This window comes from Paenibacillus sp. MER TA 81-3, assembly GCF_023713585.1.
In the GTDB taxonomy this organism is placed as follows: Bacteria; Bacillota; Bacilli; order Paenibacillales; family Paenibacillaceae; genus Paenibacillus_B; species Paenibacillus_B profundus.
On sequence record NZ_JAMAWB010000008.1, the window covers coordinates 94,229 to 115,436 of the forward strand.

General features: G+C 51.7%; 17 protein-coding genes. 14 read left to right on the forward strand and 3 right to left on the reverse strand.

Annotated elements, in window-relative coordinates; all coding sequences use genetic code 11:
* The first annotated feature begins 123 nt into the window (after positions 1 to 123).
* The 9 genes from M3650_RS13170 to M3650_RS13210 all read left to right on the forward strand — a co-directional run bounded on the left by M3650_RS13170 (position 124) and on the right by M3650_RS13210 (position 12,187).
* Entirely contained in the window at positions 124 to 1,092 is a 969-nt protein-coding gene (locus M3650_RS13170; protein WP_251575327.1) for a sugar kinase, read from the forward strand.
* 125 nt (positions 1,093 to 1,217) lie between these two features.
* Positions 1,218 to 1,901 (forward strand): bifunctional 2-keto-4-hydroxyglutarate aldolase/2-keto-3-deoxy-6-phosphogluconate aldolase, encoded by a 684-nt coding sequence (locus M3650_RS13175; protein ID WP_019423595.1) that lies wholly within the window; start codon positions 1,218 to 1,220, stop codon positions 1,899 to 1,901.
* A 193-nt stretch (positions 1,902 to 2,094) separates the two neighbouring features.
* A complete protein-coding gene (locus M3650_RS13180; protein WP_251575328.1) occupies positions 2,095 to 2,760 on the forward strand; it encodes a hypothetical protein in 666 nt (221 codons plus the stop codon).
* On the forward strand, positions 2,691 to 4,052 hold the full coding sequence (locus tag M3650_RS13185) for a sensor histidine kinase (protein ID WP_251575332.1): 1,362 nt from the start codon (positions 2,691 to 2,693) through the stop codon (positions 4,050 to 4,052). The genes M3650_RS13180 and M3650_RS13185 overlap by 70 nt, the downstream gene beginning before the upstream one ends.
* 30 nt (positions 4,053 to 4,082) lie before the next feature.
* The gene (locus M3650_RS13190) at positions 4,083 to 5,705 is read left to right on the forward strand and encodes a response regulator transcription factor (RefSeq protein WP_251575334.1); all 1,623 of its coding nucleotides are present in this window, start codon (positions 4,083 to 4,085) and stop codon (positions 5,703 to 5,705) included.
* Between the two features lie 457 nt (positions 5,706 to 6,162).
* Positions 6,163 to 7,173 carry a 2-oxoacid:acceptor oxidoreductase family protein gene (locus tag M3650_RS13195; protein ID WP_233698150.1) on the forward strand — a complete coding sequence of 337 codons (1,011 nt, stop codon included), beginning with the start codon at positions 6,163 to 6,165 and terminating at the stop codon, positions 7,171 to 7,173.
* A gap of 30 nt (positions 7,174 to 7,203) precedes the next feature.
* Complete coding sequence (locus tag M3650_RS13200) at positions 7,204 to 9,510, forward strand: thiamine pyrophosphate-dependent enzyme (protein WP_251575335.1); 2,307 nt, start codon at positions 7,204 to 7,206, stop codon at positions 9,508 to 9,510.
* Positions 9,511 to 9,909: 399 nt separating this feature from the next.
* Positions 9,910 to 10,695 carry an NAD-dependent protein deacylase gene (locus M3650_RS13205; RefSeq protein WP_251575336.1) on the forward strand — a complete coding sequence of 262 codons (786 nt, stop codon included), beginning with the start codon at positions 9,910 to 9,912 and terminating at the stop codon, positions 10,693 to 10,695.
* On the forward strand, positions 10,658 to 12,187 hold the full coding sequence (locus M3650_RS13210) for an FGGY-family carbohydrate kinase (protein ID WP_251575338.1): 1,530 nt from the start codon (positions 10,658 to 10,660) through the stop codon (positions 12,185 to 12,187). Before M3650_RS13205 ends, M3650_RS13210 begins: the two co-directional genes overlap by 38 nt.
* 5 nt (positions 12,188 to 12,192) lie before the next feature.
* Here the strand turns inward: M3650_RS13210 and M3650_RS13215 are convergent, their stop codons facing one another.
* Positions 12,193 to 12,366 (reverse strand): hypothetical protein, encoded by a 174-nt coding sequence (locus tag M3650_RS13215; RefSeq protein WP_251575339.1) that lies wholly within the window; start codon positions 12,364 to 12,366, stop codon positions 12,193 to 12,195.
* 27 nt (positions 12,367 to 12,393) lie between these two features.
* The gene (locus M3650_RS13220; RefSeq protein ID WP_233698154.1) at positions 12,394 to 13,341 is read right to left on the reverse strand and encodes an AraC family transcriptional regulator; all 948 of its coding nucleotides are present in this window, start codon (positions 13,339 to 13,341) and stop codon (positions 12,394 to 12,396) included.
* Positions 13,342 to 13,675: 334 nt separating this feature from the next.
* Between M3650_RS13220 and M3650_RS13225 the strand changes: the two genes are divergently transcribed.
* The 5 genes from M3650_RS13225 to M3650_RS13245 all read left to right on the forward strand — a co-directional run bounded on the left by M3650_RS13225 (position 13,676) and on the right by M3650_RS13245 (position 20,170).
* A complete protein-coding gene (locus M3650_RS13225; RefSeq protein ID WP_251575341.1) occupies positions 13,676 to 14,875 on the forward strand; it encodes a galactokinase in 1,200 nt (399 codons plus the stop codon).
* A gap of 3 nt (positions 14,876 to 14,878) precedes the next feature.
* A complete protein-coding gene (gene galE / locus M3650_RS13230; RefSeq protein WP_251575342.1) occupies positions 14,879 to 15,865 on the forward strand; it encodes a UDP-glucose 4-epimerase GalE in 987 nt (328 codons plus the stop codon).
* A 13-nt stretch (positions 15,866 to 15,878) separates the two neighbouring features.
* Entirely contained in the window at positions 15,879 to 17,459 is a 1,581-nt protein-coding gene (locus M3650_RS13235) for a UDP-glucose--hexose-1-phosphate uridylyltransferase (protein ID WP_251575343.1), read from the forward strand.
* Between the two features lie 20 nt (positions 17,460 to 17,479).
* Positions 17,480 to 18,385: a DUF4380 domain-containing protein gene (locus M3650_RS13240; RefSeq protein ID WP_251575346.1), complete on the forward strand. Its 906-nt coding sequence runs from the start codon at positions 17,480 to 17,482 to the stop codon at positions 18,383 to 18,385.
* Positions 18,386 to 18,586: 201 nt separating this feature from the next.
* Positions 18,587 to 20,170: a copper amine oxidase N-terminal domain-containing protein gene (locus M3650_RS13245; RefSeq protein ID WP_251575349.1), complete on the forward strand. Its 1,584-nt coding sequence runs from the start codon at positions 18,587 to 18,589 to the stop codon at positions 20,168 to 20,170.
* Between the two features lie 103 nt (positions 20,171 to 20,273).
* On the opposite strand, the gene M3650_RS13250 is transcribed toward M3650_RS13245, so the two are convergent.
* The gene (locus M3650_RS13250) at positions 20,274 to 21,026 is read right to left on the reverse strand and encodes an IclR family transcriptional regulator (RefSeq protein WP_251575351.1); all 753 of its coding nucleotides are present in this window, start codon (positions 21,024 to 21,026) and stop codon (positions 20,274 to 20,276) included.
* Positions 21,027 to 21,208: the final 182 nt, after the last annotated feature.

The window sequence follows — 21,208 nt, forward strand, 5'->3', positions numbered from 1 at the left end:
GCCTGAATTGGGGGAAGGGCCTTGTCTTTTTATCAATTGACGCTGTGGCAAATATAGGATTATGATTAAGGACATGAACGATAGTGAACCAATGGGTTGTGGGGCGAAGGAGGTTGCGGCAACATGCAAGCGTTATCAAGGGGGAGCGAACCAGAAGTAGTAACTTTTGGCGAGTCGATGGCGCTCTTTAGTTCTGCCGACACACGGGGGCTGGAGTATGCGCAGACGGTAGGAAAATCATTCGGTGGCGCCGAGAGCAATGTGGCTATCGGCTTGGCACGCTTAGGTCACCGTGCCGGTTGGTGCGGCCGATTGGGGAAAGACCCGCTTGGCCATCACATCTGGAAGGCGATTCGCGGGGAAGGCGTTGATGTCTCCCGGGCCGCACTTGTCGGCGATGCGCCGACCGGCCTGATGATGAGAGAGCTTGTGGCAGGCAAATCGTCCGTATACTACTATCGCAGAGGCTCCGCTGCAAGCCGTATGGCGCCGGAGCATTTGGATATGGAATATATAAGTTCCGCACGTATGCTGCACGTTACCGGCATTACATGCGCCTTGAGCGATAATAGTGCGGATACGGTGGCGGCTGCGGTTCGGACGGCGAAGGCAGCGGGTGTGAAGGTATGCTTCGATCCGAATCTGCGGCTTAAGCTGTGGTCAATTGAAGAAGCGCGAGCACGTCTGCTTCCGCTGTCTCTCGAAGCGGATTATTTTATGCCAGGACTCGACGAACTGAAGCTGCTATACGATACAGAGGATGAAGCAGCGATCTTCAAGCGGCTCTCTGCTCTGCCGGGCATCAGCATCGTCAAAGGAGGGCAAGGCACAAATTACGTCGTTCAGGGTTCACATATCGAGAAAGTCTCTTATGAACTGGTCGAGCATGTCGTGGATACGGTAGGTGCGGGTGATGCATTCTGCGCCGGATTTCTGTCTGGAATATTGCGCGGCAGCACACCAGTCGAAGCCGTTACGTTCGGCAATGTGATGGGGGCAATGGTCGTGCAAGCTTTCGGAGATTGGGAAGCCATGCCGACATGGGAGCAGGTGCAAGCATCGCTTACGAATGCGGTTCATATCGAGCGCTAATTCCGCAAGCTTGAGCTTGATCTGCATATCAGACTGCTCGAACTTCGTCTAGTTGTGGTTGTCATGCACATGGTTGTCGAACACAAGGTAAAAGTAAAGGTGTAAGTATGGGGAGGAGAGTCAACATGGAAAAAATTCGCGTTATCCAACAAATACACGAACAAGGTGTTGTTGCCGTACTGCGTGGGAATTCGCCTGAAGAGGTCGTTGAAATGGCGGCACAGGCCATTGCCGGAGGCATTCGCGTCATTGAAGTGACGATGACGGTCCCCAATGCGCTGCAAGCAATTGAACAATTAAGACGGATGTACTCTTCGAAATCTTCCAATGTGGACCGCTTTGCGATTATTGGTGCTGGCACCGTGCTTGAGCCTACCACCGCGCGAGCCTGCATTTTGGCCGGATCCGAGTTCATCGTCGGTCCGTCGTTGAATGCGGATACAATCAAGATGTGCAATCTGTACCGTATTCCGGTCATGCCTGGCGTCATGACAATTGGCGAAGTGCAGGAAGCGCTTGAGCTGGGGGCGGATATTATCAAGCTGTTCCCAGGTAATTTGTACGAGCCGTCCATTATCGGGACGATAAAGGGCCCAATGCCGCAAGCGAACATTATGCCGACTGGCGGGGTCAACGTGGCGAATCTCGGAGATTGGATTAGAGCGGGCGCCGTTGCCGTAGGCATCGGTTCAGACTTGACGAAGGAAGCGATAGCATCCGGCGACATGAGCTTGGTGCGCAAGAAGGCGGAGCAGTATATGGATGCGTACCGTCAGGCCAGATCGAAGCTGACGCTGCAGCCGCAATAGCAACAACAGCTCTTATGACCATAGGTTTATTAAGTTGTTAGATGAACCACACAACCTCCTCATTTCCATGAAGCGGCGATCCATGCAGCTATTCATTGTGGGAAGAGGAGGTTGTCTGTTTTGGTATGGCTTGCTTGTAGGAACAGATGAGCCCGTGGTAAAGTGAAGAACAAGAAGGCGCTTTCAAGGAGCGATGATCAGCATGCCTTCTCCGGAGCCTGCCCCACGCTTGCACAAGCGAATTCGCTTGCTGTGGAAGCGGTTGATTTCGTTCATCCATCAATGTCTCAGACAGGTGACGATACGCCGCAGACTCACGACGACACTCGTTATTTTGGCGATTGCCCCCGTCTCCATCATGGGGGTATTCACGTTCACGCAGACGACGAAGGATGTGCGGGATAAGGTTAGTTACGCGTCCATCCAATTGCTGAATCAAGTGGCGAAAAATATTTATTACGTCAATCAGCGCTTCGAATCGCTGTCTGATTACATTATGTATGACAGTATGGTGCAGAAAGCGCTCAAAGAGAAGGAACAGATTACGAGCTGGAAGCAGCGCGTCGTCAATGAGCATATCAATGAGATGCTGGAGAAGCAATTTGAAATTTTAGCGGACATTAAGACACTGATGCTGTTCACCCCGGATGGTCAAGTATTTTACGATATCGGCTACAACCGGTTCCGTGAATCCGATCTTCAGGCGCTGTACCGCCAACTCGAAGCGCATACGGCTTCGAACCGTTCCAGGGAATTGTGGACGCACGTGAAGACGATAAACGGGGATAATTGCTTAGTATACGCCCGTCCCATCAACAACATGAACGATTGGGCCAGCGGATTGGCTACATTGTCGTAGCAGTGGACGAATATTTATATTCGACCTTTACGTATGGCGATGTCACGATGGGACAAGGTTCCAGCTTGTTTATCATCAATACGGCAGGCAAGGTTATGTCGACGAGCGATTACAGGCTACAGGTCGGACAGTTCTATCCCGATCCGAGCTTCAAGGACCATCTGCAAGTGGACGCGGAACGATTGAACGGCGTATTCACGATGAATCGGTCGATTGATTCCACCGAGGAACCTTATTTATTTGTTTATATGTACAGTGTATTCAATGATTGGTTTTTGGTCGGTTCCATACCTTATAACTATTTGAATGAGGAAGCTTGGAAGCTGCAGCGTGATTTCATCATTATCTGTGGCGTGCTGCTTGCTCTATCGCTTGTCATTACGCTCGTCATCTCCACGAGCATTACGGGGCCTTTGAAGCGTCTGACGGACGAGACCAAGAGGGTATCGATGGGACAGCTGGACAATCGGATAGTGGACAAAGGAAATGACGAGCTCGGCTTTCTTACGCACAAATTTAATGACATGGTCATTCAAATTAAAGATCTCATCGTGCGGACTGAGGAAGAGCAGCGGCTAAAGCGAGAGATAGAATTGCAAATGCTGCAAGCGCAAATTAACCCGCACTTTCTATTTAACACGTTGAACTCGTTAAAATGGACGGCAGCTTTAAGTCAGGCGGATAGCGTTAGCAACGGACTGGGAGCCTTGGCGGATCTGCTTCGACATACGATAGTGGATAAGAAGGAGCTTGTCACGCTGCGCGATGAATTCCGACAGCTGCGCAATTACGTCACGATTCAAAAAATGAGGTACGGGGAATTTGGCATCAATTTCGATGTAGATCCCGGGCTGTACGATATATACGTCATCAAATTTTTGCTGCAGCCGATCGTGGAGAACGCCATCATTCACGGGCTCGATACCGGGAAGGCGGAGCGGGTAATACGGATATCGGTTCGCCAGGTGAAAGTGTCTCAGTATATGAATACGCAGGGAGCGTGTGACACGGCTGCAGCGTCAAAGGCGATGAAGGACTCGCCAGTGCTGCAAATCCAAGTGAGTGATAACGGAAAGGGAATGGACGAAGAAACGCTGCGTTCCTTTTTCACAAAGCAGCCAAAATCCCACCAGCGTCTTGCGAATATCGGCGTTCATAACGTTCTTGAACGCATTCGCCTTCATTACGGTGATCCTTACGGTATGCAGGTCATGAGCAGGCTCGGCGAAGGAACGACGGTGACGTTCTGTTTGCCGCTCATCCATTACAATTCGTCGGCGGAACAGGATTAGACATAAGCTACACGAAGAAGGTGACAGAACATGTATAAAGTGCTTATTGTTGATGACGAGTCCATCGTACGCATTGCGATGAAGACGATGATACCTTGGGGAGCGAACCATTTTCAATTGCTTGGCACAGCGGAGAACGGCCGGGCGGCTATGGCGGTCATTCAAGAAGAAGAGCCCGATATCGTCATTACCGACTTGAAAATGCCGGAAATGGACGGGCTTGAACTAATCCAGAAGATTAAGGAGCAAGCGCATCGCTGCCGTATTATCGTGCTGAGCAACTATGGCGAATATGAAATGGTGCGTGAAGCAATGAAGCTCGGAGCGGAAGATTACTTGCTTAAAGTAACGCTTCAATCCGACGATCTGCTTGAGCTGATGCGGACGGTGAGCGAGCGAATCGAGAAGGAGCGGGAGCGGGAACGGGAGAACGTTCAGCTGCGTGTCGCCTTGAAAGAGAAGGAATCGAGAACGCGCAACGAACTGTGGAAGGAGTGGCTTACGGACAGAGATGCCGCTCAGAATGAAGCGGCCTGGGTGAAGAAAGCCGAGCGGGCTGGCATCGGCCAGCATCTGAAGCAATGTGCCATGCTGCATATTACCGTAGATCGATATGAGCAGGCCATTACGGCAGGCAAGATCAAGGACAGGCACTTGCTTCGCTTTTCTATTCAAAATTTCGTAAGCGACGTACTGAGCGAATATAAGCATTACGAGTGGATAGAGCTGAATAATAAGGACTTCGTGGTGCTGCTTGCCGAAGACGGGTATACACGCGCGCTCATTCCCACATTGGCACGCCATATTCAGAAGACGCTCCATATGTATTTAAATGTAAATGTGACCGTCGTATACACGGACACATTCTCGGCCTTTCCGAACTGGCGCGGGGAATGGCAGCGCTGTCGTCATACCGGTGAGCTGGTGTTCTATATGGAAGATTCCGAATCGCTGGAAGATATCCCGTGCCTGCAAGCGGAAGAGATGGAGGCCGTGCAGCGTGAAACGAGTGAAAGCAAGGCGATGACTTCTGCCAAAATGGTGGAGTGTGGAAGCGGCGGAGACTGGGCAACATTGACGGCTTCCGTTGATTACTTGTTGGACGAGGCAAAAATAAATCGCATGCCGCCCAACGAGTTAAAGCGTCTGGCGGTAGATGTGATGAGGGAGATGAAGCTTGACATGAGCTTGGAGAACGAGCAGCTTCTGGCACGCATGCAGCAGTCCGAATCCTGCTATCAGCTGCGTGACAATTGGTATCGGGCCATCTCCGCCCTCGCCGAAGCACGCAATAACGATTTGGCCAGACAACGTCCGGAAATACGGGATGCCATTTTATTTATGAAGCGTAATTACCAGCACAAAATTACATTGGGCATGATCGCAAGCGAGGTAAAAATGAATGAAAGCTATCTATCCCGTCTGTTCAAACAGGAAACCGGACTCAACATGATGCAGTATTTGACGGACATCCGGATGGAGAAAGCGAAAGTGCTGCTGAAGGACCCGCAGGCGAAAGTGAAGGAGGTCGCGGCAATCGTCGGCATCGAAGACCCGTTCTACTTCAATCGGCTGTTTCGCAAGACGTTCGGTGAAAGTCCTTCACATTTTAAGGAGAAGATGAGCAGGAATTCTATCGTTCCTGTTGAATAATATAGCTAAATATGTTATTTCCTTCTTCGACGCAATGAAATTCATGTAAGCGGTATATTTTACTCATACCAGCATACACATATTACACTCCATGCACTCTCTAACTTTAACGGAAGAGGGGCAAGTCTTCCGATATCATGCCCTTCCTCCCTTTCTACGACATCATGCGACATCCTATGCGCATGCTTAACCCTTCCTAATATGAACCGTGTCATTCCATCCATCAAGACGATCCTTTCTTTCAAACTTAAAAAGTTCAAATTTCACACGTTGGTCATATACAAACACAATCAAGTGACAATTATCATACAGAATGACCTGCTCCGAGTTTACCATTTTGTCATAACGTTACAATTTGGCTCGACCTGTCTTCATGACAGCTTATCATAATGACAATCGTCCTGCCTCGCGGTGCATATCGCCATTCGGTATCAGGAGTTAGGAAAGGAGTAACTTTATGGTCACTTTGCCAAAAGTAAACGCACTTGGTTTCTTTGAGATCCGGTTGGAATCCATTGGAGGACTCGGCGCGAATTTGGCTGGAAAAATGTTGGCGGAAGCCGGAGTAAATGGAAGCGGATTGAACGGTGTCAGCTTCTCTTCCTACGGTTCAGAGAAGAAAGGATCGCCGGTGAAGGCGCATATCCGATTTTGTATGCCTGAGACGCTCATCCGCGATACGACGCCGGTTGAACGTCCACACATCGTAGGTATATTCCATGAGTCGCTTCATAAGACAACGCATGTAACAAGCGGTATCTACGAAGACAGCCTCGTTCTCGTGAATTCGACGAAAACGCCGGAGGAATTGAAGGAGAAGCTGTGTCTCTCTGGAGGGAAAATTGCGGTCGTAGACGCTATCGGCATTGCTTTGGAGGAAAAGAACCGTGTCAATATGGCGATGTTAGGCGCCTTGTTCCGTCTGTGTGATTTCTTGGACGTAGAGCAGATGAAGAGCGTCATCCGCAAATCGCTGGAGAAGAAATATCCGAACGCGGTGCAGCCGGCGTTGAACACCTTCCAGCGCGGCTACGATGAAGTGAAGTTCCAGACGTTCGCCTTCCCGGAAGGCATTGAGCTGCCAGAGCCTGTTCGTTGGGACACGCCGCTGCTTGGCTATGAGACACAGCCTATCGGCGGGATGGTCGTGAACCCGGGTAATTCAATCCTCAAAGATTTGAGCATCTCGCGTGCGGGAATGATGCCTCATTTCTTATCAGACAAGTGTATCCACTGCGCTGCGTGCGACAATGTCTGTCCTGATTATTGCTTCGTATGGGAAGAGAAGCCCGATAAGAAGGGACGGCCGCAGATGTTCCTGCAAGGCATTGATTACCAATACTGCAAAGGCTGCTTGAAGTGCGTCTATGCTTGTCCGACGGACGCGTTGTCCAGCGAGAGGGAAGAGGACGGATATGCGGATGAGCATCGCGTTCCGCATCTGTTCGATTTAGCCGCGCGCCAGTAAATAGAGTGAGGTTAAGGAGGATGAGGACCTGTGGCAATTGAGTATGAAAAGGAAATGAAGAGCGGGACAGTAGAGCAGCGCATGGTGTACGAATCGGGGAACGAAATGGCCGCTTACGCCGCCCACCAAATTAATTATCATATTATGGGCTACTATCCGATATCGCCGTCGACGGAAGTTGCGCAATTTCTCGACTTGATGAAAGCGAACGGACAGCACGATGTCAAGCTCATTCCAGCGGATGGAGAGCATGGTTCGGCAGGAATTTGCTACGGCGCATCCACGGCAGGCGGACGCGTATTCAATGCGACGAGCGCAAACGGATATATGTACATGCTCGAGCAGATGCCGGTGCAATCGGGCACTCGCTTCCCGATGGTCATGAACTTGGTATGCCGTTCAGTCTCAGGACCGCTCAACATTCACGGTGATCATTCGGATTTGTATTTTGCGCTTAATACGGGTTGGCCAATCTTGCTCTGTCGTGATCCGCAGGCGGTATATGACATGAACATTATGGCAATTAAGCTGGCAGAGGATGCGGAGGTCCGTCTTCCAGTGCTCGTCGCGTTCGACGGCTATTTTACATCGCACCAGAAGCGCCGCGTGCAGACGTTCGCTCACCGGGAAGACGTTCACCAGTTCATCGGAGAGCAGCCGGTGCGCGGCTTCGCCGACACGCTTGATCGGCACAATCCGATTACGGTCGGGCCTTACATGAATGAGCCGGATTACATTAACAACTGTTATCAGCAGTCCATGGCCATGTATAAAGCCGGCGAGGTGTTCGACCGCATCCGCCAAGAGTATGCCGAACTGACCGGACGCGATTATCCGATTCTTGATCTGTACCTGATGGAAGATGCAGAGGTCGCCGTATTTTTGTTGAATTCGGCGGGAGAGATTATCAAGGACGTTGTCGATCAACTGCGGGCAATGGGAATTAAGGCAGGGGCTATATCGCCGAACATCATCCGTCCATTTCCGGCGAAGGAGATCGCCGAGGCGTTGGCGCATGTGAAAGCCGTTACGGTCGGCGACCGTGCGGATTCCTATGGCGGACACGGCGGTAATATGGTGAATGAAGTGAAGGCGGCGCTCTTGACACACGGCAACCGCGACACGATGATTATTAACCGAATTTACGGCTTGGGCGGTAAAGATTTCTATTCCGAGGACGGTCACGCCTTGTTCGAATGCGCCTTGGAGGCTGTGCAGAAGGGACACGTGGAGAAGCCGTTCGATTATTACGGCCACACGCCAGGCGATGCGGCAACAACGCCTCAGCGGGTGCTGGAGCCGATGAAATATGAGGATTTGAAGACCGGGCTCATTACGGTCAAGCAGGATGAAGAGACAGGCAAGCTGAATGTCCGCATTCCGCCCTTACGCCAATTGACGAAGAAGCCGAAGCGCATCGCCCCGGGTCATGGCGCATGTCCGGGCTGCGGCATTTTCTCGGGCTTGGAGCTGTTCTTCAAAGGGATTGAAGGGGATATCGTGGCCCTCTTCCATACGGGCTGCGCGATGGTGGTGACGACGGGCTATCCGTATTCCGCTCATAAAGCAACTTATATTCACAACCTGTTCCAGAACGGGGCGGCAACCTTGTCCGGCGTCGTCGAAATGTTCTGGGAGCGCAAACGGAGAGGCGAGCTTGACGCATTGAATTTGCCGGATGATTTCACGTTCGTCATGATAACGGGCGACGGCGGCATGGATATCGGCATGGGTCCGGCCATTGGAGCCGCTCTGCGCAATCATAAAATGATTATTTTGGAATATGACAACGAAGGGTATATGAATACCGGTGCCCAATTGTCCTATTCGACACCGCTGGGGCACCGCACCTCGACTTCCAACGTAGGCAGCGTACAGGCGGGCAAGATGTTCCATCATAAGGATACGGCGCAGATTATGGCTGCGACGAATATTCCTTACGTATTTACGGGCAGCGAGGCTTATCCCCAGGATTTGCTCAAGAAGGCAGCGAAGGCGCAGTGGTATGCCCAGAACGAAGGGCTGGTGTACGGCAAAATACTCATCACTTGTCCGCTGAACTGGCTGTCCGAGGATAAGATGGGCACGCAAATCGTAAATGCGGCCGTAGAATCCTGCTTCTTCCCGCTCTATGAGGTGGAGCGCGGTATAACGAACATTACGTACAATCCGGAAGAGAAGAACAAGAAAATCCCGCTCTTGGATTGGCTTAATATGATGGGCAAGACGCGACATATGGCGAAGCCGGAAAATGCGGACACCCTTCATCGATTCGAGCATGAAGTGGAACGCCGGTGGAGCGCGTTGAAAGCGAAGCACGAGCATCCGGATTTATAAGGAACAAGGCAACCTGTGAGGCATCTTCATTTCCTGAATGATGCTGCGCAGGTTTTTTTTGTGAGCAAGGCAAGAGTCGTCAAAGTACTCTTTTGTTCACTCTCCCCATGATTCAGACTAAGCAAGGAACAGCCTAGAAACTGAAGGAAATGGCTTATAAGGGATAAGATACGGGTGGCTCATATTCTTTTTTTGGAACACATTCTCAAAAATTCCTGTAAATGAAAAGAAAGTCTGATATGATTCCGGTAGTGGAGAGCAATTGACTTTTCCGACTGGTGACTTGATAGGGTTTCGTTTTTCTGAATCAAGGGGCCTCGACAGAGGTTTTCTCATTAGGTCACCCTGCGCTATACTTAATTACATAGCAATCGATGTAGAAAAGGGAGGAAAGCGAACATGATGCCAACCGGACATTCCGATTCAACACTACAAGCCCATGCGAATCAGCTGGCAGACTGGCTAAGCCGCAGCCGTTCCGTCGTCTTCTTCGGCGGCGCCGGCACTTCGACGGAGAGCGGAATTCCCGACTTTCGCTCCAGTGACGGTATTTTTGCGGATGATGAGACATTCCGCCACCCGCCGGAGGTCATATTAAGCCGGTCCTTTTTTGAACACGATCCGGACACGTTTTATCGTTTTTATCGAGCGAAAATGATTCATTCAGCGGCCAAGCCAAATGCGGCCCACCGTGTTCTGGCTCAGCTGGAGCAAGACGGCATCGTCAAGGCCGTGGTCACGCAGAACATCGACGGCTTGCACCAAGCGGCAGGCAGCGAAGAGGTGTGGGAGCTGCATGGCTCCATCCATCGCAACGAATGTACGAGTTGCCGGGCGAAATACGGACTGGACAGCGTGCTGCATAGCGAGAGCGCAATTCCGGCGTGCTCCGAGTGCGGGGGCATGCTGAAGCCGGATGTCGTGCTGTACGAAGAGCAGCTGCATGATGACGTAATCGCGCATGCCGTCGCGCGAATTCGTGAAGCGGATTTGCTCATCGTGGGCGGGACTTCGCTCACGGTGCAGCCGGCCGCCAGCTTTATCAGGCTGGCGGCCAAGGCGAAGCTCATCTTGATGAACCGGTCGGCAACGAGCGTGGACGCATATGCGGATGCAGTCTATCGCGAACCGATGGGTGCGCTGTTCGATGCAGCTTATAAGCAGCTACGAGGAAAAGGGGAATAAGAGCATGCGGATGATGGGGATTGACTTGGGTACGACGAATCGCAAAGTCGGTCTGTTTGACAAGACCGGACAACTGATTGGTCAAGTGAGCCGTCCGACGGAAACGGTTGATTCGAATGAAGGCTTTGTCACGTATGATCCGGAAGCGCTGTGGAATGACGTGGCCACGATGATTCGGGAGCTGATGGCAGCTTACGGGACAGAGCCTGTCGCCTATATCGGCATTACAAGCATGGCGGAGAGCGGATTGCTCGTGAATCGCAGCACCGGAGCCGTGCAATCTCTATTTCTGCCTTGGTTCGAGACATGCTCGGCCCCGCAGGCCGAGCGGATTCGCCGTGAAGGGACACCACTAGAACTGTTCCAACGGACAGGGCTGCATTTATCCTTCAAGCATGGCTTAGCCAAGCTGCTCTGGCTGAAGGAACGTGATCCGGACATGTTCGACGATGCCGTGTGGCTGTCCGTATCCGGTTATATTGCTTACCGCTTGACGGGCGTGATGGCGTGCGACCCGACCCTCGCGACGCGCACATATGCTTACAGCATCCCGAATCAGGCGTGGGATAAGGAGTGGATTCGCCACTTCGGCTTGAACGAGGACGTATTTCCGGAAGTTCGTCAGAGCGGTGTTCCGCTTGGCTCCGTCACTGCGGCCACGGCCGCGGCGCTGCATCTGCCGGAAGGGGCGGCGGTAGCTATCGGCGGGCACGATCATGTATGTGCCGCACTGGCTGTCGGCGCCGTCGATCCCGGTGATGTATACGTGTCGATGGGGACGGCGGAGACGCTCGTCGGGACAATCGAGAAGAGGGCATTGGGCCAAGCTGAATTTGAAACGGGATTATCCTATGGCTTTCATGTCGTCCCAGGGTACCATTTCTGGATGGGAGGCAACGCTTCCTCCGGCGGTGCCGTGGAATGGATTCGACGGCAGTTGGCAGATGAGGCCTTATCCTACGAGCAGATTAAAGAACTGATGGTTGAGGTGAATGATGGGCCGGGCGAAGCGATGTTCTTCCCGTACTTATCGGGCAGCGGCGCGCCGTTCCCGAATTCACGCACACGGGCGGCATTGATCGGGCTTGCGCAATCCCATGGCAAGAAGGAATTGCTGCGCGCCGTCTTTGAAGGGACGGCCTATCAGCTTGAAATGATCCGGCAGAGCGCCGAACGGAACTCGGAGCATGCCATTCGCTTCATGCGGGCGGTTGGAGGCGGTACGAGACTGCCGGCATGGCTGCAGATGAAGGCGGACATTTCCAACATTACGCTCGTCGTGCCGCCGATTGAAGAAGCGACGATGCTGGGGGCGGCTTGTGCGGCTGCGCTTGGCGCTGGATATTACGGCAATGCCGAAGAGGTTCGGGTGGCGATGCAGAGCCGCGGTGTCGTGGAATATGCGCCGGATGCGGTGCGCCATGAGCGTTACCGTCAAGCATTCGAGGAGCGCTATGTTCCGATGGCAGCACATTTAAGAGGCTTATCATGACAGGTTCATAAGATCAATAAAGCCGCCTGTGGCCGATTAGCGCTGCAGGCGGCTTGTGCTTGTTCAGTTTTCTTTTTCAGCATGGACGACAGCTTCTCAACTCCGCGGCGCGATAATTCGGATATCGTGGCGACTTGCTCACTCCTACGAATGAATTGTACAGGGTGTATAATAAGCATGACCAATATCCTCTAAAATGCCTGTTCCTATTTGTTGCGTTTGCCGGGTTGATTTAGTTCCAATGTGCTGTTTCTGTATATGGTGGGCGACTGTCCATAGAAACGCCGGAATTGCCGTGAGAAATAAAGTGCGTCAGGTATGCCGACAGAGGCGGCGATTTGCTCTATGGTCAGATTCGGACGTTCTCGCAGCAGCTGCCTTCCTTTGTCGATGCGCAGCTTCAAGAGAAAGGTGACTGGTGTCATCTCAGTGACGCGTTTAAAGATGCGAGACAAATAGGCACGGCTATAACCTAAGCTGTCCGCGATTTGCTCGATGGAAAGCGGATGTGCATATTGCGTTGACATCATTTGAATCATTTGTCGCACCGTCTGCTGAATTTCGGATTCTGGTCTAAGACGAACATCGTCACCAACACTGCGCTGATGATCCGCATAGTCCGCCATAATGAGATGGAGACAGCCGTGCGCGATTAAATCGGCAGACATGTCGCGCTGCTGATAAGCATGCCGAATGCGGTCCATCCATTGCGGAGCTTCACATTGCAAGCCTGCGCTGACGACCGGTCGCTGTGGCGTAAAGCCGGCAGCGCGCACAAGGGACGCGGCGCGTTCTCCCTTGAAGGCGATCCAGCGGTATTCCCATGGGGAACGGGCATCGGACGCGTAACTGACCAGTTCATTGGGCGCGATGAGAAAGGCGTCCCCGGGGCCGAGCGGGTAGGACTTCGTCTCGGTTATAAATGTACCGTGACCATCCATAATATGATGCAGCAAAAAGTAGTCATACAGCTTGGGACCGAGTCTGTGGGACGGATGAGTCTGACTCTCGCCGGAGAACAGGACATGAATCCCTTCCCGTTCGATCAACATCGGATTGGAGGCTACGGAATAAGTTTCTTCCTTTTGCCATGCAGTCTGTGCCGGTTCATCGGCAGCATTCGGCCTGTTCAGGTCTTCTATGGAGTGTGTCATGCTCTCCCCCTTACGCTAACCGTTCTATCGATGTCTATTGTATCATGGAATTGAACCGAGGTCACATTTGTCTATATGATGTGCACATCGCTATATTACAGACTCCCACGTATTTCAGTATGATAAATGTATGAAGTGCAATTACGGAAACCTATCAGGTGCTCATGCAGTCTTGCCAGTGGATGCTTCCGAAGCGAGTTTGCTTGCGCAAACTTATAACTGCGCTCCTCCTTCTTCGAGGGATGCTTCCGATGTAGTTTTCTTACGAAATCCTGTACTTCTCGGTGCTGAAAAGGGCCTTTTTGAACATGAACTTATTAGGAGGTAAATTGTGATGGAAGCAAACGCATTGCTCTCACGATTCGAACAGGAATTTGGGACAAGTCAATTGCCGGTTCGTTTTTTCCATGCTCCAGGTCGGGTGAATCTGATAGGTGAACATATCGATTATAACGGAGGCTTCGTCCTTCCGGCTGCTTTGGAGTTCGGGACGACATTGCTGGTTCGTCCGCGTGATGACGACATGATTCGCTTGGTCACGACCAATTTCGATTTTCAACGTAATGTAAATATAACGGATATCAAACATGCGAAGAGCAGAGAGTGGACGGATTACCCGATCGGTGTCATGGTCGAGCTGGAAGAGTCCGGACGTGGCATAACGAACGGGTATGACTTGCTGTTCCACGGGGAAATTCCGAACGGAGCAGGACTGTCATCGTCTGCTTCATTGGAGGTCGTGACCGCTTATGCCTTGTTGATCCTGGAAGGGAATGGGATTGACCGTACGGATATCGCCGTATTGTCCCAACGGGCAGAGAATCGATTCGTTGGCGTCAATTGCGGTATTATGGACCAGTTCGCCGTAGCGAATGGCAAAGAAGGCCACGCCATTCTGCTCATGTGCGATACGCTGGAATTTACGCATGTGCCGTTCCGTACGGACGGTTATAAGTTGGTTATTGGCAATACGAACAAGCGCCGTGGACTGGTCGATTCCAAGTATAACGAGCGCCGTTCACAGTGCGATCAAGCGGTTCAGGCGTTACAGAGCGTGTTCCCTGATCTTGAATTGCTGGCACAGCTTAGTGCAGAGCAGTATCAAGTGAATAAGCAAGCGATTGTCGACGAGACCGTACGCAGACGGGCGGAACATGTCATCGCGGAGAACGACCGTGTGCTGCAGTCGGTGGAGGCTCTCAAAGCGAACAAGCTGGAACGCTTCGGCGAGCTGATGATTGCTTCGCATGAATCGTTGCGAGACCTGTATGAGGTCAGCTGTGCCGAGCTTGACGTGATGGTGGAGGAGGCGCTGCAGGTGGAAGGGACGCTTGGCTCGCGCATGACAGGCGCCGGCTTCGGCGGCTGCACCGTATCCCTCGTGAGCGAAGCGGCGGTCGAACGCTTTATCGCGCAGGTCGGTGAAGCATATGAGCAGCGCACCGGATTGAGAGCAGAGTTCTATGTATGCAACGTCGGTGACGGCGTACATGAGATAACAGAACAGATAACTGCAGTGAAGGGGGAGGCATAATCGATGGCTGTATTAGTAACAGGCGGTGCAGGCTATATCGGATCCCACACGGTAGCGGAATTGCTTGCGCGTGGGGAAGAGGTTGTTATTGTTGATTCATTAGAGACCGGGCATCGGTCATCGGTGCTGGGTGGTGCGCTTCATGTCGGAGATATCCGCGATAAAGCCTTCCTGGAAGGCGTCTTCGGGCAGCATGACATCGATGCGGTCATACACTTTGCTGCTTATTCTCTAGTAGGAGAAAGCATGCAGAACCCAGCCAAATATTATGACAATAATGTACATGGCACGCTCATGCTGCTGCAAGTGATGCAGCAATTCGGCGTGAAGCGCATCGTCTTCTCTTCGACAGCAGCGACGTACGGCGAACCGGAGCGGACGCCGATTGAAGAGACGGCCAAGACGAACCCGACGAACGTATACGGCGAGACGAAGCTGACGATGGAGCGGATGATGCGTTGGTTCAACGAGACGCACAGCTTGAAGTACGTGGCGCTTAGATACTTTAATGCGGCGGGAGCACACGAGAGCGGGCTTATCGGCGAAGACCACTGTCCAGAGACGCACCTGGTGCCGATCGTATTGCAGACTGCGCTTGGCAAGCGAGACGAAATTGCTGTCTTCGGCAACGATTACCCGACAGAGGACGGCACTTGCATACGGGATTACATTCACGTAAGCGATTTGGCGGATGCCCACTTGTTGGCAGTGGACTACTTGCGGCAGGATGGTGAGAGCGACGTGTTCAATTTGGGCAGCGGCAATGGTTGCTCTGTCTTGGATGTCATTCACACGGCTGAACGCGTGACGGGACTGTCGATTCCGACGGTCATTCGCGAGCGTCGTGCCGGTGACCCTGCCGTGCTCATCGCCTCCGCCGACAAAGCGAAGTCGATTTTGGGCTGGAAGCCGAAGCGGGAGAACATGGAGATTATTATTCAGAGCGCATGGCGCTGGCATCAAGCGCATCCGAACGGATACGTGGAATAAGGAGGGAAGGACGATGCAAGAGTCAGCCTTAACCGAGCGTGTTGCCTTGCAAATCGAAAGGTTGATTCGCTACGCGCTGCACAAAGATATGATTGCCACATCCGATCTGCCATATGTCCGCAATCAATTGCTCGATCTGTTCCATATTGCCGAACCTTGCGCAGGATACGAAAGCGACACATGGAGCGATATTTCAGATGAGCCCCAAGCGATGCTTGAAGACCTGCTCGATTATGCTTATGGCATCGGGATCATACCGGACAATACGGCAACCCGGCGCGACTTGCTTGATGCGAAGATTATGGGACTGCTAATGCCGCGTCCATCGGAAACGAACGCGCGCTTTGAGCTGCTGCGTGTGGAGAGCGGAATTGAGCGGGCGACCGATGACTTTTACGAGTTAAGCAAGAACTGCAATTACATTCGGGTGGACCGCGTCCGGAAAAATGAATACTGGCTTCATCACAGCGAATTCGGCGCTATGGAAATGACAATCAATCTGTCCAAGCCGGAGAAAAGTCCGAAGGAGATCGCGCAGGCAGGGCAGGCGTCCGTATCGGACTATCCGAAGTGTCTGCTCTGTGCCGATAATGTCGGATATGCGGGCCGGCTCAATCATCCGGCTCGTCAAAATTTGCGCGTCATACCGCTGCAATTGAATGAGGAACCGTGGTTCTTCCAATACTCGCCGTATGTATATTACAACGAGCACAGCATCATATTCCGCAAGGAACATGTTCCGATGACGTTGACTCGCAGCACCTTCAGCCGTCTGCTGGCGTTCACGGAGCAATTTCCTCATTACTTCATCGGATCGAATGCGGACCTGCCGATTGTAGGCGGCTCCATTCTGAGTCACGACCACTTTCAGGCAGGCAGACACACGTTTCCGATTGAGAGAGCGCCGATGGACGCGGAATTTACGCATTCTGCCTATCCGGGGGTGACGGCAGGCATCGTGCAGTGGCCGATGTCGGTGTTGCGTCTGCGATCCGATAATAAGGAGATGCTGCTGCAGTGTGCAGATGAGGTGTACGAGCAGTGGAAGTGCTACAGCGATCCTAGTGTAGAGCTGCTTGCTTCGACATCCGGATCTGACGGAGACGTAAGGCATAATACGGTGACGCCGATCGTGCGGCGCCACGGGGCGCAGTATGAGATGGATCTCGTGCTGCGGAACAACCGTACCAACGAGCAGCATCCGGAAGGCATCTTCCATCCGCACCGCCACCTCCACCACATCAAGAAAGAAAATATCGGTCTGATCGAAGTGATGGGGCTGGCAATACTCCCGGGCCGTCTGAAGCAGGAAACCGAACGAATGGCATCTTTGCTGACAGGTCAGGATGATTGGCAGACGCTGCGGCTCCAATTGGATGAGAAGGACGCTCTATATCCGCACGCCGCTTGGATTGAGGCGATGCTGGAGAATGCGGGCACGACGAATTCACAAGCAGAAGCGATAGACATCATCCGCAATGAAATTGGAACGAAATTCGTTGAAATTTTGGGGAATGCAGGTGTGTTCAAGCAGGACGGGCATGGGCAGGAAGCGTTCCAGCGTTTTGTATCCAGAGCTGGATTTCAGAGTTGAATTATTGGGAGGCGAAATGATTGAATCACATAAGTGTCAATAGGATACAGCATGAACGTTTTGGAGAAAGTCTGAAGCTCGAGAACGGAACTTATTGTATGATTGTGCCGCTTACCTACGGCATTCGAATTATGCATCTAAGCTTAGCGGATGGTGAAAATGTCTTTTTTGAGGATATCGAAGGCAGCGTCCGTCAGGAGGGACCTGAATTTCATGCAATGGGCAGCGATGGCTGGCTGCTGCGTGGCGGGCACCGTCTCTGGGCAAGCCCGGAAGCATATCCACGCACCTATTCGCCAGACGATAAGCCTATTGAGTATGTATTGACCGAATCGGGAGTCAAATTCATCTCACCGGTCGAGCCGTGGACCCATATCAGCAAAGAAATTGAACTTCTTCTATCTGATGAAGAGATTACAATTTGCCACGTCATCACGAACAAAGGGCCATGGCCAATCGAGCTTGCGCCTTGGGCGATATCGGTCATGGCGCCGGGAGGCATTGCGGTCGCTCCGCAGACGAAACGTGAAACCGGCTTCTTGCCGAACCGTTCGATCTCGTTGTGGCCGTATGCGAAGATGAACGACGAGCGCGTCACTTGGGGCGAGGAGTTGATAACGGTTCGTCAATCCTCCGAATTCCAACAGGCTTTTAAATTCGGGATGCACAATGAGGAAGGCTGGGCGGCGTATATCCGAAGCGGCGTTGCGTTTGAAAAGCGTTACGAGCCGCAGCAGGACGTCCATTACCCGGATTTCGGCAGCTCGTTCGAGCTATATACGAACGCTCACATGCTGGAGCTGGAAACATTGGGGCCGTTGGTCACGATCCAGCCGGAACAGACGGCGAGCCATACAGAATATTGGCGTCTCACCGCATGCCAAGATGCAGACGACTATATACGCCTCAGATCGGCAGCCCAATAAGTTTGCAATATTGCAGCACCCTCTCCATCCGGATAACGTTGAATCGGCTTTAATGCGAAGAAAATACCGGGAGGAGAGGGTATGTTTTTACCACTGAGATATGTTTAAGTTCTCTTCGGAAGGCCCCGATAGAGATTTTCTTATTCAATTGCCGGAATTGATACGAAAGGGTCTTTACAAGCGGATGGAAGGACGGTCATAATGAATCCGTGGGAATCATTGCTCACCAATGAAGGGAGAGATATTATGCGTATTCGGAAGTGGCTGGCACTCGGACTAGTTGCCATGCTCGTCGTGCTGACGGGTTGTCAATCGATCGGCGGGCTTGATGTTGCGAAGGTACTGAAGCAGCAGCTTGACGTCAAATCGGCTGAATCCAAGAGTACCGTTTCATTAAAGCTTGATCTCGCTGACAATGCGAAATTGAGCGATGAAGACAAGCGGATCATTCAATGGTTGAATGATGCGCAGATTACCATTGATGCGAAGACACAAGACATCACACATGTTTCAATGGAGGGCAAGCTGAAGCTGGCGGGCCAGGAAGTGCCGTTCAAATTAGGCAAGCAGGATACTGCTATGGCATTATGGGTGGAAGGAGCGAAATCACCACTTATTATTAGCGATTCTGGTTTGGTTGCAGGTATCGGCATGCTGCCGACGGATGAAGTGACGAAGCAAGCGCAATCCTTCATGAAATCGACGGTGGATTTGTTAGTCAAGCATGCTCCGAATCCGAAGCAAACGGACGTATCGTCGGTGAACGAGCAAGTTGCAGGCGAATCCTTGTCGCTCAAGAAGCTGCACATGGAATTTACCGGGGAGGAACTGATTCCTTGGGTGAAAGAAACGTTGCAATCACTCTTGAAGGATGAAGCGGGATTGAAGGCATGGTTCCAAGAGATGGGCAAATTGTATGCGCCAATCATCACGGCAGGCATGGGAATGTCTCTCGGGGATGAATCCGGTCAGCTGGATTTCTTGAAAGACGGTGAAGTACTCGGCTTGACGGCGTACAAGTGGGTCATAGAAAATGCTCCGAAATGGGTAGAAGAACTCGATGCCGCTTATGCCAAGCTCGTAAAAGAAACGCCAGAGCTGGCAACGGTGTTAGGACCGAATACGAAGCTGACGCTGGACTATTATGTAGACGGACAGTCTAATGTTCGCAAATCTTCCATACAGTTGAATGTGGCACTGCCTGCAGGCCAAGAAATCCCGTTAAAAGGCATTACATATTCGATCACATCGGAATTGAGCAACATCAATGGCAACGTGAAGGCGGATGTTATCGATACGGCGAATGCTGTGAAGATGGACGATCCGAACATGACGCCAGGAAAGTGGCTGAATCATTTCGATTCCAAATCGGTTGTATATAGCTGGTTGAAGGGAATGGGCATTACGAGCAAAATCGCAATGCTTCCTATGAAGAGCAGCGAATACGACGATTGGTTCTCTGACGATCCGCTTCCTTACAACAAAAACGGCAGCATGATGGCACCTCTTAGTGAAGTGGCGCAGCAATTCGATGCAGATTTGAAATATGACAGCAGCACGAAGCAAATCGCTATCATTGATGATATTACAGGCAACCGCATTGAAATGAAGCTGGGCAGCAAGGAAGCGACAGCCGGCGGGCAGGCAATGACGCTGCCGGTTGCGCCGGAACTGAAGGACGGGATGATTTTCGCTCCACTTCGTTCGCTCGGCGACATGCTCAACTTTACGATTAAGTTCGAAGAGACGGAGTATGCCAGTTGGATTATGCTTGAGCGCAAATAAATAGACGCAGCACAAAGGAAGCCAAAGCTTGAACCGGATGGTTCGGGCTTTGGCTTGTTGCATTTGTAGAAGGGTTCTGACAAGAAAGATTGCCTAGCAGGCGTTATTTATAACCAACTAAGCGGGACATTTCCTTCGTCATTTGCAGTAGCGCGCTGAGCCAGCGGTCTACATTCGGTTCCATTCGGTCACTTGGTCCGATGAGACTGATGGAGGCATTTACACTGCCATCGGCTTGATAGATCGGGGCAGCGATACCCGTAACACCGACATTGCGCATGTTGGAGCTAATCTCATAGCCGCGGCTGCGAATGAGTTCGAGACGACTTCGTATTTCGCTAAGATCGGTGAGCGATTGTTCCGTAAACGCGGTAATTGGCTCTTCGAGTGCAGCATCCCACATTTCCTCCGGACTGAAGGCGAGAATAACGCGCGATGCGCTTGTCGCGTACAGCGGGAAGCGGCGGTATGCATCGATGATGAAGCGGATAGGTAAGGGAGAATCCAGCTTGTCCACATAGATGGCATCACGATGGTCACGAATGCAAAGACAGACGGATTCTTTCGTCAATTCAGCCAACTGCTGCAAATAAGACCTTGAGAAGCTGACCCAATCATCATCATGCTTTACTTTGTTGCCCAGCTCCAGAAGGGTATATCCGAGCGAGTACAGCTTCGTTCGCGGATTCTGCTTGATGAATCCTTCGCTTTCAAGCGTCGACAGCATTTTATGCACGGCCCCTTTGGACCACTGCAGCTCCTTGCTTAGGTCGGTGACGCCCCATTCTTTGTTGCCGTTAATAAATACTTTAAGCAGCGTACAGCATTTCTGTACGGAAGTCAGATAGTGTTCCATACCCTCTCTCTCCCTACCCTGCATCTCAATAGAGTTTGTTCAAAAAGGTTCCTTTTCGAACACGCACCAATATGCAAATAAAACGATATTTGCAAATATGTTTTCCGTAAGACATCGAAAATTCACGAATGTGTTCAATATTTTTCCTGATAAGTGATTAAAATGTGACAAAATTCATGGTA

Coding starts and splice junctions, on each gene's coding strand:
- M3650_RS13215 (WP_251575339.1), bottom strand. CDS start 12,366: ATGCTTATTATACACCCTGTACAATTCATTCGTAGGAGTGAGCAAGTC.
- M3650_RS13235 (WP_251575343.1), top strand. CDS start 15,879: ATGCAAGAGTCAGCCTTAACCGAGCGTGTTGCCTTGCAAATCGAAAGG.
- M3650_RS13205 (WP_251575336.1), top strand. CDS start 9,910: ATGATGCCAACCGGACATTCCGATTCAACACTACAAGCCCATGCGAAT.
- M3650_RS13190 (WP_251575334.1), top strand. CDS start 4,083: ATGTATAAAGTGCTTATTGTTGATGACGAGTCCATCGTACGCATTGCG.
- M3650_RS13195 (WP_233698150.1), top strand. CDS start 6,163: ATGGTCACTTTGCCAAAAGTAAACGCACTTGGTTTCTTTGAGATCCGG.
- M3650_RS13220 (WP_233698154.1), bottom strand. CDS start 13,341: ATGACACACTCCATAGAAGACCTGAACAGGCCGAATGCTGCCGATGAA.
- M3650_RS13170 (WP_251575327.1), top strand. CDS start 124: ATGCAAGCGTTATCAAGGGGGAGCGAACCAGAAGTAGTAACTTTTGGC.
- M3650_RS13180 (WP_251575328.1), top strand. CDS start 2,095: ATGATCAGCATGCCTTCTCCGGAGCCTGCCCCACGCTTGCACAAGCGA.
- M3650_RS13210 (WP_251575338.1), top strand. CDS start 10,658: ATGCAGCTTATAAGCAGCTACGAGGAAAAGGGGAATAAGAGCATGCGG.
- M3650_RS13225 (WP_251575341.1), top strand. CDS start 13,676: ATGGAAGCAAACGCATTGCTCTCACGATTCGAACAGGAATTTGGGACA.
- M3650_RS13175 (WP_019423595.1), top strand. CDS start 1,218: ATGGAAAAAATTCGCGTTATCCAACAAATACACGAACAAGGTGTTGTT.
- galE (WP_251575342.1), top strand. CDS start 14,879: ATGGCTGTATTAGTAACAGGCGGTGCAGGCTATATCGGATCCCACACG.
- M3650_RS13250 (WP_251575351.1), bottom strand. CDS start 21,026: ATGGAACACTATCTGACTTCCGTACAGAAATGCTGTACGCTGCTTAAA.
- M3650_RS13245 (WP_251575349.1), top strand. CDS start 18,587: ATGAATCCGTGGGAATCATTGCTCACCAATGAAGGGAGAGATATTATG.